This window comes from Yoonia sp. (assembly GCF_017854415.1).
Lineage (GTDB): Bacteria > Pseudomonadota > Alphaproteobacteria > Rhodobacterales > Rhodobacteraceae > Yoonia.
Window position 1 is genome coordinate 1 of record NZ_JAFMHR010000038.1, and the last position, 22,069, is coordinate 22,069.

General features: G+C 56.2%; 22 protein-coding genes. 1 reads left to right on the top strand and 21 read right to left on the bottom strand.

Annotation, left to right across the window (positions count from 1 at the left end; translation table 11 throughout):
- Nucleotides 1-98: 98 nt before the first annotated feature.
- From ppk2 to QZ197_RS06340, 17 genes are all read right to left on the bottom strand, one after another.
- Nucleotides 99-968 carry a polyphosphate kinase 2 gene (ppk2, locus tag QZ197_RS06260; protein ID WP_296431022.1) on the bottom strand — a complete coding sequence of 290 codons (870 nt, stop codon included), beginning with the start codon at nt 966-968 and terminating at the stop codon, nt 99-101.
- Nucleotides 969-1,044: 76 nt separating this feature from the next.
- Nucleotides 1,045-1,926, bottom strand: coding sequence for a FoF1 ATP synthase subunit gamma (locus QZ197_RS06265; RefSeq protein ID WP_272146477.1), 882 nt, complete (start codon nt 1,924-1,926; stop codon nt 1,045-1,047).
- A complete protein-coding gene (locus tag QZ197_RS06270) occupies nt 1,910-3,439 on the bottom strand; it encodes a F0F1 ATP synthase subunit alpha (protein ID WP_272146474.1) in 1,530 nt (509 codons plus the stop codon). Before QZ197_RS06270 ends, QZ197_RS06265 begins: the two co-directional genes overlap by 17 nt.
- Complete coding sequence (locus tag QZ197_RS06275) at nt 3,436-4,200, bottom strand: F0F1 ATP synthase subunit B (protein WP_296431025.1); 765 nt, start codon at nt 4,198-4,200, stop codon at nt 3,436-3,438. The genes QZ197_RS06270 and QZ197_RS06275 overlap by 4 nt, the downstream gene beginning before the upstream one ends.
- 3 nt (nt 4,201-4,203) lie before the next feature.
- Nucleotides 4,204-4,491, bottom strand: a complete 288-nt coding sequence (locus QZ197_RS06280; protein WP_272146470.1) for a F0F1 ATP synthase subunit C — start codon at nt 4,489-4,491, stop codon at nt 4,204-4,206.
- Nucleotides 4,488-5,177 (bottom strand): F0F1 ATP synthase subunit A, encoded by a 690-nt coding sequence (locus QZ197_RS06285; protein ID WP_272146468.1) that lies wholly within the window; start codon nt 5,175-5,177, stop codon nt 4,488-4,490. Before QZ197_RS06285 ends, QZ197_RS06280 begins: the two co-directional genes overlap by 4 nt.
- The gene (locus QZ197_RS06290) at nt 5,174-5,473 is read right to left on the bottom strand and encodes an ATP synthase subunit I (protein WP_272146466.1); all 300 of its coding nucleotides are present in this window, start codon (nt 5,471-5,473) and stop codon (nt 5,174-5,176) included. The genes QZ197_RS06285 and QZ197_RS06290 overlap by 4 nt, the downstream gene beginning before the upstream one ends.
- Entirely contained in the window at nt 5,470-5,757 is a 288-nt protein-coding gene (locus QZ197_RS06295) for an AtpZ/AtpI family protein (RefSeq protein ID WP_272146464.1), read from the bottom strand. The genes QZ197_RS06290 and QZ197_RS06295 overlap by 4 nt, the downstream gene beginning before the upstream one ends.
- Complete coding sequence (locus tag QZ197_RS06300) at nt 5,754-6,164, bottom strand: ATPase (RefSeq protein WP_272146462.1); 411 nt, start codon at nt 6,162-6,164, stop codon at nt 5,754-5,756. Before QZ197_RS06300 ends, QZ197_RS06295 begins: the two co-directional genes overlap by 4 nt.
- On the bottom strand, nt 6,161-7,555 hold the full coding sequence (gene atpD / locus QZ197_RS06305; protein WP_296431029.1) for a F0F1 ATP synthase subunit beta: 1,395 nt from the start codon (nt 7,553-7,555) through the stop codon (nt 6,161-6,163). Before atpD ends, QZ197_RS06300 begins: the two co-directional genes overlap by 4 nt.
- Nucleotides 7,552-8,475 (bottom strand): carbamate kinase, encoded by a 924-nt coding sequence (gene arcC / locus QZ197_RS06310; protein WP_296431030.1) that lies wholly within the window; start codon nt 8,473-8,475, stop codon nt 7,552-7,554. Before arcC ends, atpD begins: the two co-directional genes overlap by 4 nt.
- A 1-nt stretch (nt 8,476) precedes the next feature.
- Nucleotides 8,477-9,478, bottom strand: a complete 1,002-nt coding sequence (gene argF / locus QZ197_RS06315; protein WP_296431031.1) for an ornithine carbamoyltransferase — start codon at nt 9,476-9,478, stop codon at nt 8,477-8,479.
- Between the two features lie 33 nt (nt 9,479-9,511).
- Nucleotides 9,512-10,741 (bottom strand): arginine deiminase, encoded by a 1,230-nt coding sequence (locus QZ197_RS06320; RefSeq protein ID WP_296431033.1) that lies wholly within the window; start codon nt 10,739-10,741, stop codon nt 9,512-9,514.
- A 21-nt stretch (nt 10,742-10,762) separates the two neighbouring features.
- Entirely contained in the window at nt 10,763-12,211 is a 1,449-nt protein-coding gene (locus QZ197_RS06325; protein WP_296431035.1) for a YfcC family protein, read from the bottom strand.
- A gap of 190 nt (nt 12,212-12,401) precedes the next feature.
- A complete protein-coding gene (gene cueR, locus QZ197_RS06330; RefSeq protein ID WP_272146593.1) occupies nt 12,402-12,791 on the bottom strand; it encodes a Cu(I)-responsive transcriptional regulator in 390 nt (129 codons plus the stop codon).
- On the bottom strand, nt 12,788-15,238 hold the full coding sequence (locus QZ197_RS06335) for a heavy metal translocating P-type ATPase (protein WP_296431037.1): 2,451 nt from the start codon (nt 15,236-15,238) through the stop codon (nt 12,788-12,790). Before QZ197_RS06335 ends, cueR begins: the two co-directional genes overlap by 4 nt.
- 86 nt (nt 15,239-15,324) lie before the next feature.
- A complete protein-coding gene (locus QZ197_RS06340) occupies nt 15,325-16,044 on the bottom strand; it encodes a DsbA family protein (RefSeq protein ID WP_296431039.1) in 720 nt (239 codons plus the stop codon).
- Between the two features lie 172 nt (nt 16,045-16,216).
- On the opposite strand from QZ197_RS06340, the gene QZ197_RS06345 reads away from it, so the two are divergent.
- On the top strand, nt 16,217-17,866 hold the full coding sequence (locus tag QZ197_RS06345) for an iron ABC transporter permease (protein WP_296431040.1): 1,650 nt from the start codon (nt 16,217-16,219) through the stop codon (nt 17,864-17,866).
- 52 nt (nt 17,867-17,918) lie between these two features.
- On the opposite strand, the gene QZ197_RS06350 is transcribed toward QZ197_RS06345, so the two are convergent.
- From QZ197_RS06350 to QZ197_RS06365, 4 genes are all read right to left on the bottom strand, one after another.
- Nucleotides 17,919-18,902: an extracellular solute-binding protein gene (locus tag QZ197_RS06350; RefSeq protein ID WP_296431043.1), complete on the bottom strand. Its 984-nt coding sequence runs from the start codon at nt 18,900-18,902 to the stop codon at nt 17,919-17,921.
- A gap of 174 nt (nt 18,903-19,076) precedes the next feature.
- Nucleotides 19,077-19,862, bottom strand: a complete 786-nt coding sequence (locus QZ197_RS06355) for a carnitinyl-CoA dehydratase (RefSeq protein ID WP_296431041.1) — start codon at nt 19,860-19,862, stop codon at nt 19,077-19,079.
- On the bottom strand, nt 19,855-21,891 hold the full coding sequence (locus tag QZ197_RS06360) for an acetate--CoA ligase family protein (RefSeq protein WP_296431042.1): 2,037 nt from the start codon (nt 21,889-21,891) through the stop codon (nt 19,855-19,857). Before QZ197_RS06360 ends, QZ197_RS06355 begins: the two co-directional genes overlap by 8 nt.
- On the bottom strand, nt 21,891-22,069 hold a 179-nt coding region (locus tag QZ197_RS06365; RefSeq protein ID WP_296431044.1), incomplete at its 5' end, for an acyl-CoA dehydrogenase family protein. The genes QZ197_RS06365 and QZ197_RS06360, both read right to left, overlap by 1 nt.

Below are 22,069 nucleotides of genomic sequence, written 5' to 3' on the forward strand. Positions count from 1 at the left end.
GCGCCCTTGTTAGCGGTGCTTACTACAGTGGCAAGCGCGCCGCGAAAAAGGTAGCTGCGGCGCTTGGTGATTGAGGCTGGTGCCCCACTCAACGCGTTTCACTTGCTGCCATTCAGCAAATGGGCCGCGTCGTGGACAACATCATCGGGCGTATAAAGTATGCGGGGGTCAGGCGGAATTGCCACTGACTTATCCTTATCGGGATAATCTAGCGACGAAAGAAAGTGCTTCATACAGTTGAGGCGGGCACGTTTTTTGTCATTTGAACGGATTACTGTCCAAGGCGCATCAGCGGTATCCGTGTAAAAGAACATCGCTTCCTTCGCTTCAGTGTAGTTGTCCCATTTATCGAGGCTCGCACGATCAATCGGGGAAAGCTTCCACTGCTTCAACGGGTCCGTTTCGCGCGATGCAAAACGCTTGCGCTGTTCCTCTTGCGTGACCGAAAACCAGTATTTGAATAACTTGATGCCGCTACGCGTTAGCATCCGCTCGAATTCGGGAGTCTGACGCATAAATTCGAGATATTCGTTTGGCTTGCAGAACTGCATGACGCGCTCAACGCCCGCGCGGTTATACCACGATCGGTCGTATAAAACGATCTCTCCGGCCGTTGGCAAATGCTTGACGTAGCGCTGGAAATACCACTGCCCGCGTTCTTCATCCGATGGCTTATTGAGCGCCACGACACGCGCCTCGCGGGGATTCAAATGTTCTGTAAACCGCTTGATTGTGCCGCCTTTGCCAGCCGCGTCGCGACCTTCGAACAGCATAACGATCTTCTGTCCGGTTTCTTGCGCCCACTTTTGTACCTTGAGCAGTTCGACTTGCAACGCAGCCTTCTCGGCTTCATACGCCCGTCGACCCAATGGCTTGGCGTATGGATACTCTCCTTGCTCGAAACCACTAATTTTCTGGGACAACGCAGAGCATTCTCCAGCTTTCACATCCGCCACGACTTGTTCCATTAATACGCCCTTTCAGTTGTGCAACAGCATAGCCGAAGGGCGCAGGGCTGGCTTTGATGTGGGTCAAGGCTTGGATCTAACGCGGCTTTTTCAAAGCCTCGAACCCGATGATGACGTCTAGCAGTTCGGTCGTAATTTCGCTTTGGCGCACCGACCTTGTCTCAGACAACAGCGCTTCTAAACGATCATCGACCGATTGCTCCGCCTGGGTCATCAGTGCCAGACGGGCTGCGTTCTCGGTGACCAGCGCCTCGGCTGCAGCCCGAAACAGGCTGGCAAACAGGTGGCCACGCAACAGAGCCCGAAACAACGCAGGAGGTGGCATCGTAAAAGACGGCAGACTACGCGAAGCCCAGGGTTTGTTTTGCAACCCCTGTACCAAGTCGCGATCAAGCGGCAGCAAAGCAATAGTTTCCGGTCGTTGACCCATCGCCCCATCCCGTGCGAAATAGCCCAGCCAAACAGCTATGTCATCTGCCCCACGGGCCCGCTGCATGTCGTCAAGGTGGCGGGTCAGAAGGTTGGCAAGCCGCCCAATCCCATCGACGGATGCTGGCGGAAGAAACGTTTCATCAGGGGCCAAGCCTTGATCTCGCAAGGCGTCCGCCATTTGTGCGCCGATGCACAGGACATTGGTTTGCGCCAAGCGATCGCCAAACTGTTGCGCGATATGGCTGGCCAATGCTTCGTTGTAGTTCCCGCACAAGCCATGATCCGACCCGAAAACGATCAAGACTTTGGAGGTGATTGTTGACTGCTGGTTTTCAAGCGGGCCAATTTGGTTAAGTAGGGCGTGCAAACCCATCAGAACTGTATCGTGGTAAGCCTCTATAGCGCGGGCTGCGTGTTCGTAGGGTGCCGCATTGATCACCGACAGCGTCTTCATGGTATGAACGATGCTCCGGATACCTTGCATACTGGCGGTGCGACGCGACAGAACTTCAAGACTTTGTGCCATGCCCGCCTCCAGTGCGCGCGCGCGCGGCCCGTCCAAGCGCGATCATCTGATGTCGGTCGTCATCAGTCAGGGCGGCGTTTTCGCGTATGTGTTTTGCAACGCCCTGCAAATCGCGCGCGGCGGACTTTCTCAGTGCCGACATCACAGACCCGCTTTCCGCCTCGCTCAGGCCGTCAAACTGACCCTCCATCGCCGTGACAAGAACGGTGAGCTGTTCAATCGCAGGCATCGGATCACGCTCGGCCTGCCGCAGTGCCGCGCGCACGGCAGCGCCGCGTGTCAATCGTGACCGCGTCGCATCGTCTAGGCGAGTACCAAATCGCGCAAAATCCTCTAGCTCTTCGAACTGAGACAGCGTGACCCGCAAATTGCCAGCCACAGACCGGAACGCTTTGGTTTGTGCTTTGCCACCTACCCGACTAACCGAGACCCCAAGATCAACGGCCGGAAACTGGTTTTTGCGCACCAACCGTGGCGAAAGATAGATTTGCCCATCCGTGATCGAAATCAGGTTTGTGGGGATATAGGCGGACAGGTTTTCGGCCTGTGTTTCGACCACTGGCAAGACGGTGATCGATCCGCCGCTCGTGAACTGCCCTGCCCGTTCGAGTAAGCGCGCATGGATATAGAATATATCACCTGGAAACGCCTCGCGGCCGGGTGGACGGCGCAACAGCAGCGAAAGCTCGCGGTAGGATCGCGCATGATGGGTCAGGTCATCAAGAATAACCAACACGTCCTTGGATTGATCCGAGAAGTATTCCGCCATAGTTAACGCCGCATAAGGCGCCACATAGGCAAGCCCTGCAGCATCCTCGTCACCTGCAGCTAGCACAATTGTTTGCTTGGACATGCCGCCGTCACGGATCGCACCAATTACCTTTGCGACGGCGTCCCCGCGCTGTCCGATAGCGCAGTAGATACAAATCACATTCGTGTCTTTCTGGTTCAGGATCGTATCAACGGCGAGCGATGTTTTGCCCGTCTGCCGGTCGCCGATGATCAACTGGCGCTGTCCCAGCCCGATTGGCACAGCAGCATCAACCACCTTGATCCCTGTCGCAAGCGGCCGCGATATCGCGCGTCGGTCAAGAATTGGCGGGGCTTCTGCCTCAACGGGCCGAACTGCTTGTGCCCCAATTGGTCCCTTTTCATCTTGCGGATTGCCAAGGGCGTCAACGACCCGGCCCAACAAGGAATACCCGACTTTGGTGCTGACAACTTGGTGGGTCCGCATCACGCTTTCACCGACGGTGACGCGGCTGGACGGACCCAACAAGACCACGCCCAACCGCCCCGGTTCAAGATCCAGCACAATGCCCTGAACGCCGCTGCCGAATTGCAGTAACTCATCTGATAGCGCTTGCTCCAACCCTTCAACGATGGCGATCCCGTCGCCGACCTCGGCGACCGTACCAATCTCGCTCAGCCGTGGAGCGGGCGACGGCGCGTCCAAAAGCATCTTCAAAAGCGTCTGGGGCGTATGTTTTGTCTGGACCACTTCGCCGCTCATGGGACTTTGCCTGTTGCGTCAATGCCCGTAGCTAGTTGTTCCTGCATTACAGCATCCAGACTGTCGATGTAGGACGCCACCGTCCATTCCAGTTCCGCGCCACCAATCCGCAAAACAATGCCCGGAGCCTGCTTTTCATTCACCTCGAAACGTATGGCAATTTGTGGAAAATAGCGCTGCAGTCTCGTGGTCAGTTCACCTTCGACCGTAACTGGCAACGTCGCTTGCGATGTTATGACTGCTTCCGAAGCCCGCCCCGCAGCACGCCCCAGATCAGGCAGCATCGGCTTGATTTTGCCCACAAGGTGGTGGGCAATCCGCGCTTCCAAGTCCTCGTCCGCCAGATCTTTTAGGGCCTTTCGGGTCAACAACAACAAGGCCTGTGCGCCTGCCTTATGCATTTTTTCTATGTATTTCTGCGCCTCGTCGTCCAGATGTGCCTGCCACGTTGCATGTTCTTGGTTCAGCCGTTTCTGCGCCTCGGCCAGCAGCACATCGCGCTGTTCTTCGGCGGTCTTTCGGATCGTTTCTGTCATCTGTGACTGCGCGACGTTCAAAGCCTGCACTTTGTCTTGATAGGCCTGCTCCACCGACTGGGCCTGTTCTTTGGCTTGGACAGCCTCTTGCATACGCTGTCTGATTTCAACTTCACGCGCATCGATGCCATCCAGAATGGGACGGTACAAAAACCGCTTTAGCAGCCAGACAAGCACCAGAAAATTAGCGATCTGGGCTGCGACAGTGATCCAGTCAATCGACATAAATCAGCTACCTGCCGCCTGTGCGGCTTCGACCGCAGCGGTCCAAAATGGATTGGCAAAGATCAGGATCATCGCAACAACAAAGCAATAGATCGCTGTGGATTCGATCATCGCTAGGCTGACAAACAAAGTGCGCGAAATGGCCGATGAAGCATCAGGTTGTTGCGCAATAGCAGTCAATGCCGTCGCCGCTGCGCGTCCTTCACCAAGGGCGGGACCAATTGCCCCGAACGATACTGTCAGTCCCGCTGTAAAGATCGAAATTGCAGCGATTAAGCCTAGGTCAGTCATGGCGTTTCCTTTTCTGAATTGGAAGGTGGAGCAGTCGCGCCCGAGATGTAGACCGTCGCCAAGATCGCAAAAATATAGGCTTGGATCAGGCCTGTCAGCAGTCCCAGAACATCCATCACAACTGGAAAGAAGAAGGGCGCGACGCTGAGCAAAATCGCGGCAATAACAGCACCACTCATGATGTTGCCATAGAGACGGATCGCCAAGGATATCCCGCGCGAAAACTCGGAAATGATGTTAAACGGAAGCATGATGAACGATGGCTGAATATAGGTTTTCAGATATCCGCCCAGACCACGGCTGGTAATCCCGAACAGCGGCACCGCAATCAGAACTGACAGGGCCAGTGCCGTTGTCGTCGATAGCGAGGCTGTCGGCGGCGCGAAGCCCGGCACGACAAGCAACAGGTTCGACACCGCGACAAACAAAAACAGTGTTCCAGCGAAATATAACAGGTGCCGCTCGCGGCGGCCTGCCACCTCTTCGATCTGGCTTTCAATCCCCTGCACGATCACTTCCAGCGTCGTGCGCCAACGATTTGGTGGCACGTCCGGTCGCAAGTTACGGGTAATCACAATAGCCACCCCTGTCAGCAACACCATGACCACCCACGTATAGAAAACCGTCGCGTTGATAGGGATGCCCCACGCGCTGAATACGACAGTTTGATCCGGGGACAGGTTCATGTGGCGCCTCTTGAGGGCGCGTTGACGCGCGCGATAGTGATTGCAATGAAGCGCACAAAGACAAAGGCGGCGGCGTAGCCTAGGAAAGACCACGGCCCGCCCTGCTCCGCGATCAGCCAACCAATGCCCAAGAGGGCGGCGATCCGAACTATGGAGCTCAGCACAAGCAGCCCGACGGGTTTGCTGGATCGCATCGCCATCCGCACCCCCAGTCGGAGGCCCGCAAAGAAAACAACACTCGTAGCGGCTCCGATTGCCAAACCCAGCATCAATGCAGCCCAATCAAAAGGTATCATTTGTTGCCACCTTCCTTGTTAATCCATGCTGCAGAAATGAAACCGCCAATCACAACACCCCCGAGGATCAAAGCGAGCGTCCAAGAAAATCCCTGCGGCGCGACGCGGTCCAACCAAAGCCCCAGAAACGCTCCGCCAACTGTTGGCACAGCAATTGACCACCCGATCATCCCGAATGTCCCAATACCGCGCAGCGGGCTTGGACCCGGATTATCGCGCCGCGACTTCATGCGATCAGCTTGGCGTGCAATATCCGCCGCCGGTTTATCGGGGTCACGCGTCAAGATATTGGCCTTTGCAATTCGGCGAAACGGCGCACCATGTTCGCCTCGAGCCGCGATAGCGCAGATCGCGCCTGCCGTTCTTCTTCATCCATCTGGACAAAACTGACTTCTACGGTGTCCCGCAATGTATCGAGCGCGTCGCCGCGCACGCCCCGCAGGGCGACAACGACAACCTTGTGGCCCTTTTTTACCAAGAGCCCTTCGTCTAGACCGAAAATTCCTTCGGACCCGTCAGGCAACTGGAGGGTTAGAACGGACGGCACAATTGCGGTCACGAAATCAATATGGTTCGGCAAAATCCCAAAGCTGCCATTTGGTGCCACACCAGTGATGCGGTCCGCCTGCCCTTGATAAAGTGTGCGGGTCGGAAGACGCAGGGTCACACTCATTTCTGGTGCCATACTCATGGGGACGCCTCCAAATCCTGCAGGCCACCGATCATGTAATATGCGCTTTCTGGCAGATCGAATGCCGTCTGGTTCAGGATGGTTTCGCACCCGTCCAACGTCTGCGCGACGGGCACCATGCTGCCCTTGGTCCCGCTAAAGGATTCCGTGGTCACGAAGGGCTGCGTCAAAAACCGCTCTAGCCGGCGGGCACGCGCGACTGTTGCGCGGTCGGCTGATGAGAGTTCCTCTAACCCCAACATCGCGATAATGTCGCGCAGTTCCTCATACTCGGCCAGGGTGCGACGCACCGCGCGTGCAATATCGTAATGCCGCTGGCCGACCACCGACGGTGTTAACATAACCGAGGCTGATGCGAGCGGATCAACCGCAGGATAAAGCCCCTCGCTGGCCCGCTTGCGCGACAGAACCACCGACGCAGACAGATGCGAAAAAATGTGAGCAGCGGCTGGATCAGTGAAATCATCTGCCGGCACGTAGACCGCTTGGATCGATGTGATCGCCCCACGTTTGGTCGAAGTGATACGTTCCTCCAACCCAGCCAATTCCGTCGCCAATGTAGGTTGATACCCCACCCGCGACGGCATTCGGCCCATTAGACCCGAAACTTCTGAACCTGCTTGCACAAAGCGGAAAATATTGTCGATCAGCAGCAAGACGTCTTGCCCTTTGTCGTCGCGAAAATACTCGGCCATTGTGAGGGCAGTTTTACCCACCAGAAAGCGCACTCCAGGGGCTTCGTTCATTTGCCCAAATAACATCACGGTCTTGTCCCGCACCCCGGCTTCGCCCATTTCGCGGTAAAGTTCTTCGGCCTCTCGCGACCGCTCGCCGATGCCACAAAACAGGCTAACACCTTTGTGATGCTGGACGGTGTTGTTGATCAGTTCCGTGATCAGCACCGTCTTGCCCACACCCGCACCGCCGAACAGTCCGGTTTTTCCACCGCGTTCTATTGGCGACAAAAGATCAATCGCCTTAATGCCCGTTTCAAGAATTTCAGAGTGCAGCACACGGTCGCTTAATTTAGGCGGGCTTTGATGAATCGCACGACGCTCTGGTGCATCCGGGGCGGGGCGACCGTCGATCGGCGCGCCAAATACATTGAGCATCCGACCCAATACCGCATCGCCCACCGGCACCATGATCGGCCCACCTGTCGCATGGACAGGCATACCAAGGCCAAGCCCCCGCACAGGCGCCATGGCAATAGCCCGTACCATCCTGCTCCCGATCAGTGCCAAGACTTCCAGCGCCACGTCTCCGGCGTAGAGCAGGTCGTGGATGTGCGGCACCTTTCCCGTGAATGACACGTCGACAACGCCTCCGCGAATGGCAGCAATATGGCCATCAGCGGATGTATCAAGGTTGTGGGCGACGGCGGTGTTCATCGCTTTTCCATGCGCTGTTTTGCAATGCGCGTACCTGCGCTGCCGTCAAGAATGGCCAGCGCATCAGAAAGGCGCCCGATACCCGCAAAACCGCCTACTGCTGCAAAATCACAAGCGGCGCTGATTTTTGGCCCCATCGACCCTTGGGGAATATCAAGTGCCCGCCCCTGATCCGGGGTCAGATTAGCAATTGGCGCCGCGGTGTCGCAGCCGAAATTCCGATAAACGGCATCGACATCCGTCAGCAACAACAAGGCGTCTGCCCCTATATTTTTAGCAAGAAGGGCGCTGGCCGCATCCTTGTCGATGACGGCCTCGACGCCGATCATGCTGCCATCAGTGCGTCGGACCACCGGAATACCGCCCCCACCTGCACAAATCACAATCACGCCCTGATCAAGCAACAACCGCACAACCCGCATGTCAGGTATTTCAACGGGCGCCGGTGAAGGCACAACACGGCGCCAATGATCGCCATCTTGCGCAATCGTCCATCCGGCAGATTTTGCGCGCGTCTCGGCCTCTTGCTTTGAATAAACAGGGCCGACAAATTTTGTCGGCACCTGAAAGGCAGGATCGCGTGGGTCAACGACGACTTGGGTCAATAACGTTGCTACCGCATGGTCATGGCCAAGGGTGTTTTCCAGCTCTTGTTCGATCAGGTAGCCGATCATGCCTTCGGTTTCAGCCCCCAAAACATCCAGCGGATAAGCCTCGGTTGGCTTGTAAGACGCGCCCTGCAAGGCGAGCAGCCCAACTTGCGGCCCGTTGCCGTGTGTGACGATCAACTGATGTCCGGCACGCACAATCCGCGCCAGCGCTGCTGCTGCCATTTTCACATTGGCACGCTGCGCCTTTGCGGTCAGAGGTTGGCCACGTCGCAACAGTGCATTGCCGCCGATAGCTGCCACAACCAGCATCTTACGATCCCAATGTGGCGACAAGAACCGCCTTGATCGTGTGCAACCGATTTTCAGCCTGATCAAAAACAATCGAGGCGGGGCTTTCAAACACGTCGTCGGTGACTTCCATCGCCTCAAGGCCGAAGTCAGTCCTGATTTGCGCGCCCACTGTGGTCTCGGAATTGTGGAACGCAGGCAGGCAATGCATAAAGCACGCGCGGGGATTGCCGGTTTTGGCCATCACATCTGCTGTCACCTGATATGGCTGCAGAAGTCTGATCCGTTCGGCCCATTTCTGTTTGGCCTCGCCCATCGATAGCCAGACATCGGTATAGACGAAATCAACCCCGTTAACGGCCGCATCCACGTCGTGGGTGATTGTGATCCGCGCGCCGGTTTGTGCGGCTATTGCCTTCGCCTCATCACGGATAACCTGGGCGGGCCAAAGGCTTTCGGGTGCGCAAAGGCGCACGTCCATCCCCATCTTTACCCCACCGATCAACAGGCTGTCGCCCATGTTGTTGCCCGCATCCCCCAAGAACGCAAAAGCCACTTGGTGCAGCGGTTTTTCGACTTGTTCCTGCATGGTCAGGAAATCAGCCAGGATTTGGGTTGGATGAAATTCATTCGTCAATCCGTTGTAAACGGGCACACCCGAAAACGCGGCCAGCTCTTCGGCGATTTTTTGACCAAATCCACGGTATTCGATCGCATCATAGATCCGCCCCAAAACACGCGCTGTGTCCTTGACGGATTCCTTGTGGCCGATGTGGGACCCCGTCGGGCCAAGATAGGTGACACGCGCGCCCTGATCATATGCTGCCACCTCAAAGCCAACACGGGTGCGCGTGCTGTCTTTCTCGAAGATCAACGCGATGTCTTTGCCTTCGAGCTGTGGCACTTCTGTGCCTGTGTATTTCGCGGTCTTCAGGTCTGCGGCGAGTTTCAGCAGAAATGCGATTTCTTTTGGCGAAAAATCACGCAAGGTCAGAAAGTGACGGTTTTTCAGATTGTAAGCCATTTGGAGCCACCTTTCGGGGTCAATTAGGTCGGGTTAAACGGGATCGCGCATCGTCGGGCAGCTCATGCAATGGCCGCCGCCGCGACCGCGCCCCAACTCGGCACCGGGAATCGCCAGAACCTCTATTCCAGCCGCTTTGAGGGCTGCATTGGTGTCGTCATTGCGGTCGTAGCCAATCACGACGCCAGGGCGCAGGGCCAGCACGTTGTTGCCATCGTTCCACTGCTCGCGTGCGCGCTCTTCTTGTGTGGAGCCGCCGGTTGGGACAATTTGCAAACGCTTAAAGCCCAAGACTTCGGCAACGATGTCAAAGATCGGACGCGGGTCCTGACGGAACTGAAGCGGCGCGCGCCCTTCGCCGGGGCGAATATCGTAGCAAAGCAATTCATCCGCGACCTCTTTGAAGGTCGTGACCACATCGCCGCCGCACAGTGTAAAAATCGTATCAAGATGCATCGCCGCCCGCGACTTGGGGATACGGAAAGCCAAGACACGCTGTGCGGCACCTGTATCAAACAACGCTTCGGCGAGCTGTCCAATTCCTTGCGGTGACGATCGTTCACCCATGCCAACCAGAACGGTGCCGTCACCAACGGGCATAATGTCACCACCCTCTATGGTCGCCAGCCCATGGTCGACTGTCGGGTCGCCCCAGTGAAATGTCGTCTTGCCCGCGAATTTGGGATGAAACTTGTAGATTGCCGTATTCAGCAACGTCTCGGGGCGTCTTGCAGGCCAATGCATCGGATTGACGGCAACACCGCCAAATATCCACGCAGAGTTATCACGGGTGAACAGGGCATTTGGCAGCGGCGGCAAGATGAAACCATGCTGCCCAAGATAACTGCCAAACAGTCCGGTTGGCGCAAAGTCCAGATCGTCAATTGCCAGCCCGCCCAGCAGGTAGTCTGCCAACCGAGGTCCTGACAATTCGTCCATCCAATCGCGCAACGCGGACGTCATTCCGACACCTACTTGATCTGGTGTAATCCGGTGATCCAAAATCCATTTTCGGCCTTCAGTGATATCAAGCGTCTGCGCAAGAAGTTCGTTAACATCCAAGACTTCGACGCCTTCGTCGCGCATGGTGTCCGTAAAGACGTCATGATCCTTTTGCGCCTGTTTGACCCAGAACACGTCATCAAACAGCAGATCCTTGCAGTTTTCAGGCGTGAGGCGGCGGTGCGCAAGACCGGGCCTGCATACGATTACTTGCCGCAGTGTGCCTGTTTCTGAATACACGCCAAGAGATTGATCTGACATTTTCTCGCCTTTCCAAGCTTTCTAAAAAAGGGCCGCAACACTAAGTACGGCGCTGATAAAGACAGTCAGGATCAACAGCAGTGGCCAGATAAACGCGAGCCAGCAGTCATAGGACACCCGCCCGATTGCCAAGCCGCCAACAACAACAGCAAAAGTCGGGTTGATCAAATTCACGAGACCGTTCGCCGATTGATAGGCTGTCACGGTCAAGTCACGCCCGACACCGGCGAAGTCCGCTAGGGGTGCCAGAATGGGCATCGTCAATACCGCAAGCCCGGACGAAGACGGCACGAAAAAGCTCATGCCGATTTGGATCCAGAACATCAAATTGATGAAGACCAAGTCGTTCAACCCCGCCAACGTCTGCTCTGCGCTGTGCAGTATCGTGTCGGCAATCAGGCCGTTGTCCATGATCACGACGATGCCACGGGCAAGGCCCACAACAAGGGCGACACCCAAAAGCTCGCGCGCGCCGTCAATGAAGCTACCGGTCAATTTCTTTTCACCCATGCGCCCGATAACGCCAATCACGATCGCAGAACCGAGGAACAGTGCACCCATGCGCGCCATCCACCATTCCTGCGTGGACACGCCCCAAATCATGACCAGGAACGTCAGCGCGAAAATGATCAGCACAACCGATTGTGTCCCGGTCAGTTGCGGAACCGCGTCCTTAACTTGATTGGGTTTCAAGAATATTTTGCGATGGGCTGCGGCATGTTTCGCGACGACTGACAACGATGGGTCTGCTTTGACGCGGCGGGCGTAGCGCATCACATAAGCGGCGCAAATGACTAAACCCCCGATCAGCAAAACGAAGCGAAGCACGATGCCGTCCGTAAAAGGAATGCCCGCAGCATTCGCGGCAATGACTGTTGCAAACGGGTTAATCGTCGAGCCAAGCACACCGACCCCCGCACCGATTAAAATGATGGCAACTCCGGTGACTGCGTCATAGCCCGCAGCGATCATCACCGGGATCAGGATCGCGTAGAACGCCAGCGTTTCCTCGGCCATGCCGTAAGTGGTTCCGCCGATTGCAAACAGCGTCATCATGATCGGGATCATCCATATCTCGCGGCCTTCCAGTTTACGCATGGCGCTGCGGATGCCGGTATCAATTGCACCCGTCGCATTCACGACGCCCAGAAATCCCCCCAGAAACAGAACGAAGAGCGCGACATCAATGGCATTTGCCGCGTAACTATCGGGGTCATAAAACCCGGCACCTGGTGCCAGCATGACGTCGACAAAGCCCTGCGGATTGGGATCAACGATCTGATAGGTCCCCGCCACCGCGACCTCGCGGCCGACGGTGTCGTTCATCACCCGATCATAGCTGCCCGCCGGAATGATCCACGTCAGAGCAGCCACAAGAATTATCAAAAGAAACAGGATCGTATAGGCCGTCGGAAAGCGGCTTTCGATGACCGCCTCTGGGTCGTCGTTTATTTGCGGTTCAATCGCCATGGCGTATCTCCTGTCGCAGCATCTGTCCGGCAAACTCAACCAACATGCAGTTGAATGTGGACCTCGGGTCAGAACTGACAGGTTATGCGCAAACAGGATTGATATGCGTCAATCGGCAGGCAAAACGGATTTAGGTTCGGGTTCGCGCTGCATGTGTTCTACATGACAATGCGGTACCTATCGCATCGGCTTAGGTCGCTTTGCCCAACTGCAATAAGATCGGGCAGTCAGGCCGGTCGTCGCCAGCACAATCGCGGACCAAGTCGGACAGCGTGCGCTGCATATTTTGCAAATCAGAGATCTTTGTCTCGATCTGCTGTAAATGTTCTTTGGCAATTGCGCGTACATCCGAACTGGCGCGGCCGGTGTCCTCCCAAAGGGCAAGCAAATTACGGCAATCTTCAATCGTAAAACCCAGCGCCCTAGCGCGACCCAAAAACGTTAGTTTGTGGATGTCACTTTCCCGAAACGCGCGGTAGCCGTTCGCATCACGCAGCGGTTTTATCAGGCCGATATCCTCGTAATACCGGATTGTCTTGGACGGAAGCCCCGCTCTTTCGCCCGCTTGCCCGATATTCATGCGACATCCCCCACCCGCTTGACCCAGCGCAAGCGCAACGCGTTGGACAACACAAAAACACTCGACAAGGCCATCGCTCCTGCGGCCAACATTGGTGACAATAAAGGGCCGCCAAAGACATAAAGCCCCCCCGCCGCAACCGGGATAAGCGCCGTGTTATAGGCAAAAGCCCAGAACAGGTTTTGACGGATGTTGCGCATGGTGCTGCGGCTGATCTCAAACGCATTCACCACGCCACCAATATCACCCGACATCAAAACGACGTCAGCGCTTTCAATCGCCACATCTGTGCCTGTGCCGATCGCAATTCCCACGTCTGCCACTGCCAGCGCTGGCGCGTCGTTGATGCCGTCGCCCACATAGGCCAGCGTCGCGCCATTCTTGCGCAAGTCGTTCAAAGCCGCGACTTTGCCCTCCGGCAACACCTCGGCCACGACGTTATCAATACCAAGCTTGTCTGCGATCACCTGCGCGGTTGCTTTATTGTCGCCTGTGATCATTACAACCTGCTTGCCCATTGCATGCAGTGCGGCAATGGCCTGCGGTGTGGCTGGTTTGATTGGATCAGAGACACCGATCAATGCGGCCAATTTTCCATCTATTGCAACGTATAGCGGCGTCTGCCCTTCGCGCGCGATTTCATGGGAACGCGCAGCCAAAGCATCTGTCACAACCCCTTCGCGGATCATCAATCTGTCTGCGCCGATCAGGACGGTTTTGCCATCGACCTGCGCTTGAACACCAAAACCTGTCAGGCTTTCAAAACTATCAAGCGGTTGCGGTGCCAACTCTTTCGCATGACCTGCTCGCACAATCGCTTGCGCGATCGGATGCTCTGACATCGCCTCGACACTCGCAACGGTTTGCAAGACAGTGTTTTCATCAAACCCGTCACATAGCGCAAATTCAGTCAACTCCGGTCTGCCAGCCGTCAGAGTGCCTGTCTTGTCAAACGCCACGATCTGCGCGTTTTGGAGAGCTTGCAGTGCGTCACCTTTGCGAAACAGCACGCCCATTTCTGCGCCGCGTCCCGTGCCCACCATAATCGACGTAGGCGTCGCCAAACCCATCGCGCAAGGGCATGCCACGATCAATACGGACACCCCAGCAACAAGCGCAAAGCCAAGCGCTGGATCAGGGCCAAATACCAACCAAGCCAGCACCGTCAATATGGCCAAAACCAACACAGCGGGCACAAAATACATGGTGATCTTATTCACGAGGTCTTGGATTGGCAGTTTGGTGCCTTGCGCGTCTTCGACCATCTGAATGATCTGGGCCAACATCGTATCAGCGCCGGTTTTGGTGACCGTAAAGCTGAATGACCCCGTGCCGTTCACGGTGCCGCCAGTTACCGCAGCGCCCTGCGATTTCTCGACCGGAACGGGTTCACCACTGATCATGCTTTCGTCAATGAATGTCGCACCTTCTGCCACGACCCCATCGAGTGCAATACGTTCGCCGGGCCTTACCCGGATGATGTCTCCGACAGCAATCGCATCAATATCGACCTCTGTTGCTTGCCCGTCGCGCAAAACCAAAGCCGTCTTTGGCTGTAAACCTACTAGCTTGCGGATCGCCTCGCCGGTGCGCCCTTTTGCCCGCGCCTCTAGCCAGCGCCCCAGCAAAATCAGGGTCACAATGACAGCGGCCGCCTCGAAATATACCGCCTGCGTGCCGTCGGGCAATACTGAGGGGGCAAACGTCGCGACGGTGGAAAATGCCCAAGCAGCACCAGTGCCGATTGCGACCAGTGCGTTCATATCCGGCGCACCCTTCAACAGGGACGGTATGCCTTTGGCAAAGAAAGTACGCCCCGGCCATGCCAAGACAAGCGTGACCAACGCGAACTGCATCACCCAACTGGTTTGCAGTCCGATGTTCGCCATAACCCAGTGATGCACACCAGGGATAAAGTGGCTGCCCATTTCAATGACGAAAACCGGCAGCGTAAAGAACAGCGCAATCATAAAACGCCGCGACAGCGCGACCGCCTCATCTGCTTTACGGTCGACTGCAGCAGTCGTTTTGCTGCGCGGTTTTGCAGCATACCCCGCTTTGGTTGCCACAGCGGACAGGGTTTCTGGTGTTGTGACACCTTTCAAATAACTGAGTGTTGCCGTCTCCGAGGCAAGGTTGACGGAAACATCTGTCACCCCCTCTGCGTCTTTCAACGCAGCCTCCACACGTCCGACGCATGAGGCGCAGCTCATATCTGCAACCTCCAGAACGGTTTGTTCGACCTGCGCGGGGTAACCTGCAGTGGTCAAGGCTTGCGTAATTTGCCCCACGTCAGCGGGGTGATCAAAATGCACAGTCGCCAATTCATTTGCGAGGTTCACGACTGCGTCCTGAACACCCGCCACACCCAGCAACGCTTTTTCAGCGCGCCCGACACAGGACCCGCAGTTCAGCCCCGCAAGTTGCATTCTAAGAGTATCGGTCATGTTGGTGCGTCCAATTGAAGTTGTCGCACTCTACATAGGGGTTCCACTCACTGGAAGGTCAATGGCTTTAGATCAGTTTTCTGAAATTAGCCGTCTTCACGCGCTTGTGCGACAAGACTTTGCAGCTCATCAAGCGGCACAGCACCCGGCACCAATGCGTTGCCAATGACAAAAGCCGGTGTGCCGGTAAAGCCTAGGCTTTGCGCCAAAGAGTTTGATGCCGCGATATGGGCGGTCACTTCTTCGCTCTCCATATCCGCGATCAACTTTTCAAGGTCCAATCCGATACCGCGTGCAGCCGCCAGAATTGATGCTTCTTCGGCGCGACCGCGCAGTTCCATCAATGCCCAGTGCATTTCTGCATATTTGCCCTGCGCGCGCGCAGCCAAGGCAGCACGGGCAGCCAAAACGGACCCTTCGCCCAAAATCGGCCATTCGCGGTAAACGACACGCACGTCATCGTCGGCTGCCAACAGTGCCTTGACGTCTGCCGCTGCGCGTTTGCAGTACGGGCAATTATAGTCAAAAAACTCTACAATGACCGCGCTGGCGTCCGCATCACCGACAAAGGGCGCGTTAGGGTCGTTCAGTAGAAAATCATTCTGCTGCGCCAATGTCTGCGCATTTTCGACGGCTTGCTGTGCTGTACGTTGTTCGTCGAGGATCGCGACAGCGTCCATGATGATCTGCGGGTTTTCCAATATCGCCTCAAGGGCCAGTTGTTTGATCCGCTCGTCCGTCAACTCTTGCGCGGTCGCGGCAAAGGGCAGTCCAGCAATGGCGGCTATCATCAAAAGGTGGCGCATGGGTTATCCTATCATTGGTCGGCAGGTAAATCGTTTGCGGCATAAAACCATTTCACCACACGATGCGCCAGACACATCTGTGTCACACCTTGATCGCCACACCTGCGCGTAAACGACGCGCATACCGTCAACCTGCCTTGCCGCGCCTGACCCTTGCGCGTAATTGGCTTGTATGAACAGCCAAGGCTCTTTCAAGCGATCCGCAGTGCGCGGCGCCTTCACCGCGATTGCAGTGACCGTCACCATCATTTGCGTGATCCCCTATGTTGGTGTGCTCGCCGCTGCTGCTTCTGGCTCACTCGAAACACTAAGTCAGTTGGCGCAGACCGTTCTGGGACGGTACACAGCCACAACGCTTATTTTGGTAGCCCTTGTAATGACCGGAAGCGCGATCATCGGCGCAGGGGCTGCGTGGCTGGTCACAATGACTGAATTTCCAGGGCGTCGCTGGCTTGAGATTGCGTTGGCCTTGCCATTGGCGTTCCCGGCTTACGTGTTGGCCTATGGCTATACGCATGTTTTGGATCATCCCGGGGTCGTCCAAACGATGCTGCGCGATATTACTGGATGGGGTCCGCGCGATTATTGGTTTCCAGAAATCAGATCCATCGGCGGGGCTGCATTGATGTTGACGCTCGTTTTGTACCCTTACGTTTATCTTTTGGCCCGCGCGGCGTTTGCAGCACAAGGAGCTAGCACATTCTTGGCTGCTCGTGTCTTGGGTCGGTCGCCCTTTGCAGCGTTTATGTCCGTTTCCCTGCCTATGGCGCGCCCTGCGATTGCGTCCGGTGTGATGCTTGTCGCGATGGAAACGATCGCGGATTTTGGCACGGTGGCCTATTTCGGAGTGCAAACTTTTGCCGTTGGAATTTACACGAGTTGGTTCACGATGGCAGACCGTGCCGCCGCTGCCCAACTCGCGCTGGGGCTGCTTAGCTTTGCATTGCTGCTGGCCATGTTGGAACGCACCAGTCGCGGCGGCGCAAAATACGCCAATGGTCGGCGCAATGCACCGATGCAGCGGATTGCCCTTGGCAAAGGTCAGCGGCTGGCAGCAAGCGCATTTTGTTTGACCCCTGTTCTGCTGGGGGTACTGCTGCCCGTTCTTGCTCTTGGAACGATGGCAATTGGATCAGAACAAGATTTGCTAAGCCCCCGCTATCTTGGGTTTATCAAGAACTCGCTGATGTTAGCCAGTATCGCCGCAGTTCTGGCCGTGACCGCAGCTTTGGTGCTTGGCACGCTGCACCGTGTGCGGGCAAATAGGCTGACGGGCACATCGCTATATCTTGCGCGCATCGGCTATGCCGTGCCCGGTGGTGTGATTGCGGTCGGCTTGTTGGTGCCATTCGCGGCGTTCGACAATGCCCTTGATGCTTGGATGCGGGCGACCTTTGATATCTCAACGGGCCTTTTGTTCACTGGGTCAATTTGGCTGCTGATCTTTGCTTACCTCATACGCTTTTTGGCCGCAGCCATCGGCGCTTATGAAGGTGGAATTGCGACCGTTGGACCGAACATGGACGCTGCCGCGCGTACATTGGGCAAAGATATGCCAGGCCTCGTGCGCCACGTGCATGTACCGCTTTTGCGCACCAGCTTGCTGACCGCCGGCTTGATCGTGTTTGTTGATGTCATGAAAGAACTGCCCGCGACTTTGATTATGCGGCCTTTCAACTACGACACATTGGCAGTTCAAGCCTATCGGCTGGCGTCTGACGAACGACTAGAAGGAGCGGCAGTGCCTAGCCTTGTGATCGCAGCGATCGGCTTGATACCTGTGGTACTGCTGTGCCGTCGGATCGGCAAAGGGCGCGCATAAAAAAGGGGCGCAGCACGTGCCACGCCCCTTCGCTATTGGTTCTCGTTTGGGATTACTCCCAACCAACCTGATTAAAGATCAGCTGTGCTTCTGGCACGTTCTTGGCCACTTCGCTGAGATCAACCGCGTCGGGCCGGAACATACCCAAAGCTGCAACTGACGGGGACAACCCGACGCCTGGCACTGCGGGGTATTCATCGTTGCCTGCGCTAAAGTACTGCTGCGCCTGGTCCGACGCGAGGTATTCCAAGAACAATATCGCATTGTCGCGGTTCGGCGCATGCGCCGCTACACCGCCACCCGATAGGTTCATATGCGCACCTTCAGCGTTCTGTGCTGGGAAGATCCAGCCGATGTTGGCCATGGCTTCGGCATCAAGTCCGTCCACTTCAACACGCAGTGCCCGCGAGAAATAATAGGTGTTTGAAATCGAAATATCGCATTCACCAGACACCAGACCGCGCAGCTGATCGGTATCGCCGCCCTGCGGATCGCGGGCAAAGTTATTTACCACGCCCTGCGCCCATTCCGTCGCCGCCTCGGTTCCGAAGTTCTCGATCACGGCTGCCAATAGCGTTTGTGAATAGACATTCGTCGAGGAGCGATGACAAACCATGCCCTTATTGGCTGGGTCTGCTAGCGCGATGTAGTCCATCGGCGGATCAGTCACGTCAGTTTTATCGTAAAAGAAAATACGTGCGCGCTGGCTAAAGCCAAACCACTGGTTGTCGCTGTCTTGCAAACCAGACGGTATCCGCGCCTCGAGCACATCGCTGTCGATGGACTGCAAAACGCCTGCGTTTTTCGCGCGCTCTAACCGCGAGGTGTCAACTGTCAGCAAAATATCCGCCGGCGAATTCCTGCCCTCTGCCGTCATACGCGCGATCAGTTCGTCAGCGTTGCCCTCAATCCGGTTAATCACAATGCCGGTCTGCTCGGTAAAGTCTGTATAGAGCCGTTCATCCGTGTCGTAGTGGCGTGACGAGTACAGGTTCACTTCGCCGACATGGCTTTCGGCATAGACCGCGGTCGCCATCGACGTGATGGCCGTTGTGACTGCGAGTGCATTTCTAAGAGACTTGCGCATGTTATTTTTCCTCGGGTTCAACATGATTCATGCTGGGAACCTGACAAAAAATATCGGGATTGGCAAGTATTCCTGATTATTTTAGTATGGTAATCCATAACATACTGTTTTAAATAATTAAAACTACTTCCCCTTCCAGACGGGATCGCGCTTTTCGGCAAATGCTCGCGCGCCTTCTAGCTGATCTTCGGACGTATAAAGCGTCTCAACTGTTGCAAACTGGCTTTTGGTGATTTTGTTCATCGCATCCTGAAATTTCATATCCTCGGCCTCACGCACGATTTCTTTGAGGGCGGCATAGACCAGCGGCGGACCTGATGCGATCAATGCGGCGGTCTTACGTGCTTCTGCCATCAATTGATCGGCTGGGAAAACGCGGTTGATCATGCCCCATCGCGCAGCTTCTTCGGCATCAATCCAGCGCCCGGTCAGCAGCATTTCCATCGCAATATGATAAGGAATGCGCTTAGGCAGCTTCACCGATGCGGCGTCCGCGACCGTTCCAGAGTTAATTTCCGGCAGTGCGAAGCTCGCGTGTTCTGCGGCAAACAAGATGTCGCCCGACAGCGCGAGCTCTAGCCCCCCGCCGCAACAAATCCCGTTGATCGCCATGATCACCGGCTTGTTCAGCCCGCGCAGTTCTTGCAAACCACCAAAACCACCGCGTCCATAATCACCGTCCACTGCGTCACCATCTGCTGCAGCTTTCAAATCCCAACCGGGGCAGAAGAACTTGTCGCCCGCACCCGTGACCAGCGCCACGCGCAGGTCTGGATCATCGCGGAATTCGGCGAAAACTTCACCCATGATCCGGCTTGTTGCCAAATCAATCGCGTTTGCCTTTGGGCGGTCCAGTGTGACCTCTAGAATATGCCCGTCGCGTTTGGTTCTAATCGGACCGTCAGTCATGAGGTTCTCCTGTTGTGATAAGTGCATCCACTGCGATAGCGCCGTCAGCGCCACACATCAGCGGGTTGATTTCAACTTCGTAGGGTGCGGTTTCCAGAACATAGGACTGCACAGCGAGGACAGTGCGGGTTATTGCCCGTCGGTCAACCGCCTTGCCGCCACGGTAGCCGTCCAGCAAGGGCGCAATGCGCAACCTGCCGACCGCCGCGTCGATCATTGCAGCATCGACAGGCAAGATCATATTCGCTCGATCTTGAAGTAATTCGGTCAACGTGCCACCTGCCGCAAGTGTCAAAACATACCCATGCGCAGGATCTAGAACGACACCGATCAGCAGTTCACCAACCGCGCCTTCGATCATTTGCTCAACAAGAAAGCTGGTTGCGGGCATCCCCTTTGCGGCCGCAAGAAGGGAAGCGTGATCGGTAATTCCAACAACCACAGCACCCGCTTCGGTTTTGTGGGCCACGCCTTCGCCTTTCAAAGCCAGCGGGAATCCGATCTTTTCAGCCGCTTGCGCAAGGTCCCCGATTACGCCAACGCGTTGCGACAGCGGGACAATTACACCGTAAGCACCTAGCGCGGCTTTTGCCTCTGCCTCGGGCAATACCATTGAGGGTTTGATTTTCGGTGGCAAATACGTCCCTGTCATTGCGGGCTTTTGGTCGCCAATAAATGCCGCGACGGTGATGGCCTCAAATGCTTCTGACATGCCACAAAAGGGCATGATGCCCCGTGCAACCAGCCTTTGTGCAACATCTTCAGGGATATTATCGACAAGCGAGCCCAAAATGGCGATAGGCCGTCCGGTTTGATCTTGCGCGCGCGCGACAGCGTTCAGTACGAGTTCCCAATCAGGGGACGTGCAACGATCAGGACGCGGGAAATCCAACACGACGATGCCCAGCGCAATGTCCGCTGTCATCATCGCTGCGAATGTGACCGTTAAAGCGTCCTCTTTGCCCCAAATAAAGGTGTGATAATCCAGCGGGTTCGACAGAGCGACCAGTGGCCCCAAAGTGGTCCGTAACTCTTTGACCTGCTCCGACGTCAATGGCGGAAAGGTCACGGGACTGCCAAATGCCGCATCTGCCATCAGACTTGCCTCGCCGCCAGAACAGGACATCGACGCGATGTTGGCGGACGCAAGCGGGCCGACGACGTGCAACAGCTTGAGTGTTTCCAAAAACGCCGAAAGCGACGAAACCCGCCCGATCCCCAAGCGCGCAAGCAAGGCCGAAGCGCCCGCATCGCTGCCAGCAAGTGACGCCGTGTGCGAAATTGCGGCTTTTTGCGCCTGCTCTGACTGACCAATTTTCAGGGCGACAATTGGTTTCCCCAGTCGCTTGGCTGCTTCGGCCAATTCCATAAACGCAGACAGATCGTCGATACCTTCGATATGCAGGCCCAGCGCAGTAACTTTGGGGTTGGCTAAAAGGGCTTGGCCCACTTCGGAGAAACCCGTCTGGGCTTGGTTGCCAACGGTCACGACATAAGCAATTGGCAATCCGCGCGCTTGCATTGTCAAGTTGATCGCCACGTTCGAGGACTGCGTGATCAGAGCGACACCACTGTCCGCACGCAAGCCGCCGTGTTGGTCTGGCCACATCGCGACACCGTCGAGGTAGTTCAGAAAGCCATAGCAGTTTGGCCCAATGATCGGCATGTCTTGCGCCGCTTGCAACAGCGCGCCCTGCAGGTTTACGCCGTCGGTATCTTCTGCTGCGGATTCGCTGAAACCCGACGCAAAGCAAATCGCACCGCCTGCGCCCATCGCTGAAAGGTCTCGAACCACGTCAACAGTAAGGTGTCGGTTGACCCCAATGAAAACCGCGTCTGGCGGTGCGGGTAAATCGCGCAAATGCGCAAAAGGCTCTATGCCCGCGATATCCGCTTTGGTCGGATGTACGACCCAAAGATCACCCGCAAATCCGATCTTTTGACATTGCCGAAGTACCTCTGCGCCCCACGCACCACCACCAATGACGGCGATAGACTTGGGGTTAAAAAGCCGTTGCAGACGGTCCATCAAGCACCCAAAGGACGCAAGAGTTCGCGACTGATGATGTGGCGCTGGATTTCCGACGTCCCATCCCAGATGCGCTCCACGCGTGCATCGCGCCAAAACCGTTCAATCGGGAAATCGCTCATCAGGCCCATGCCACCGTAGATTTGCAGCGTCGCATCAGTGACGCGGGCAAGCATTT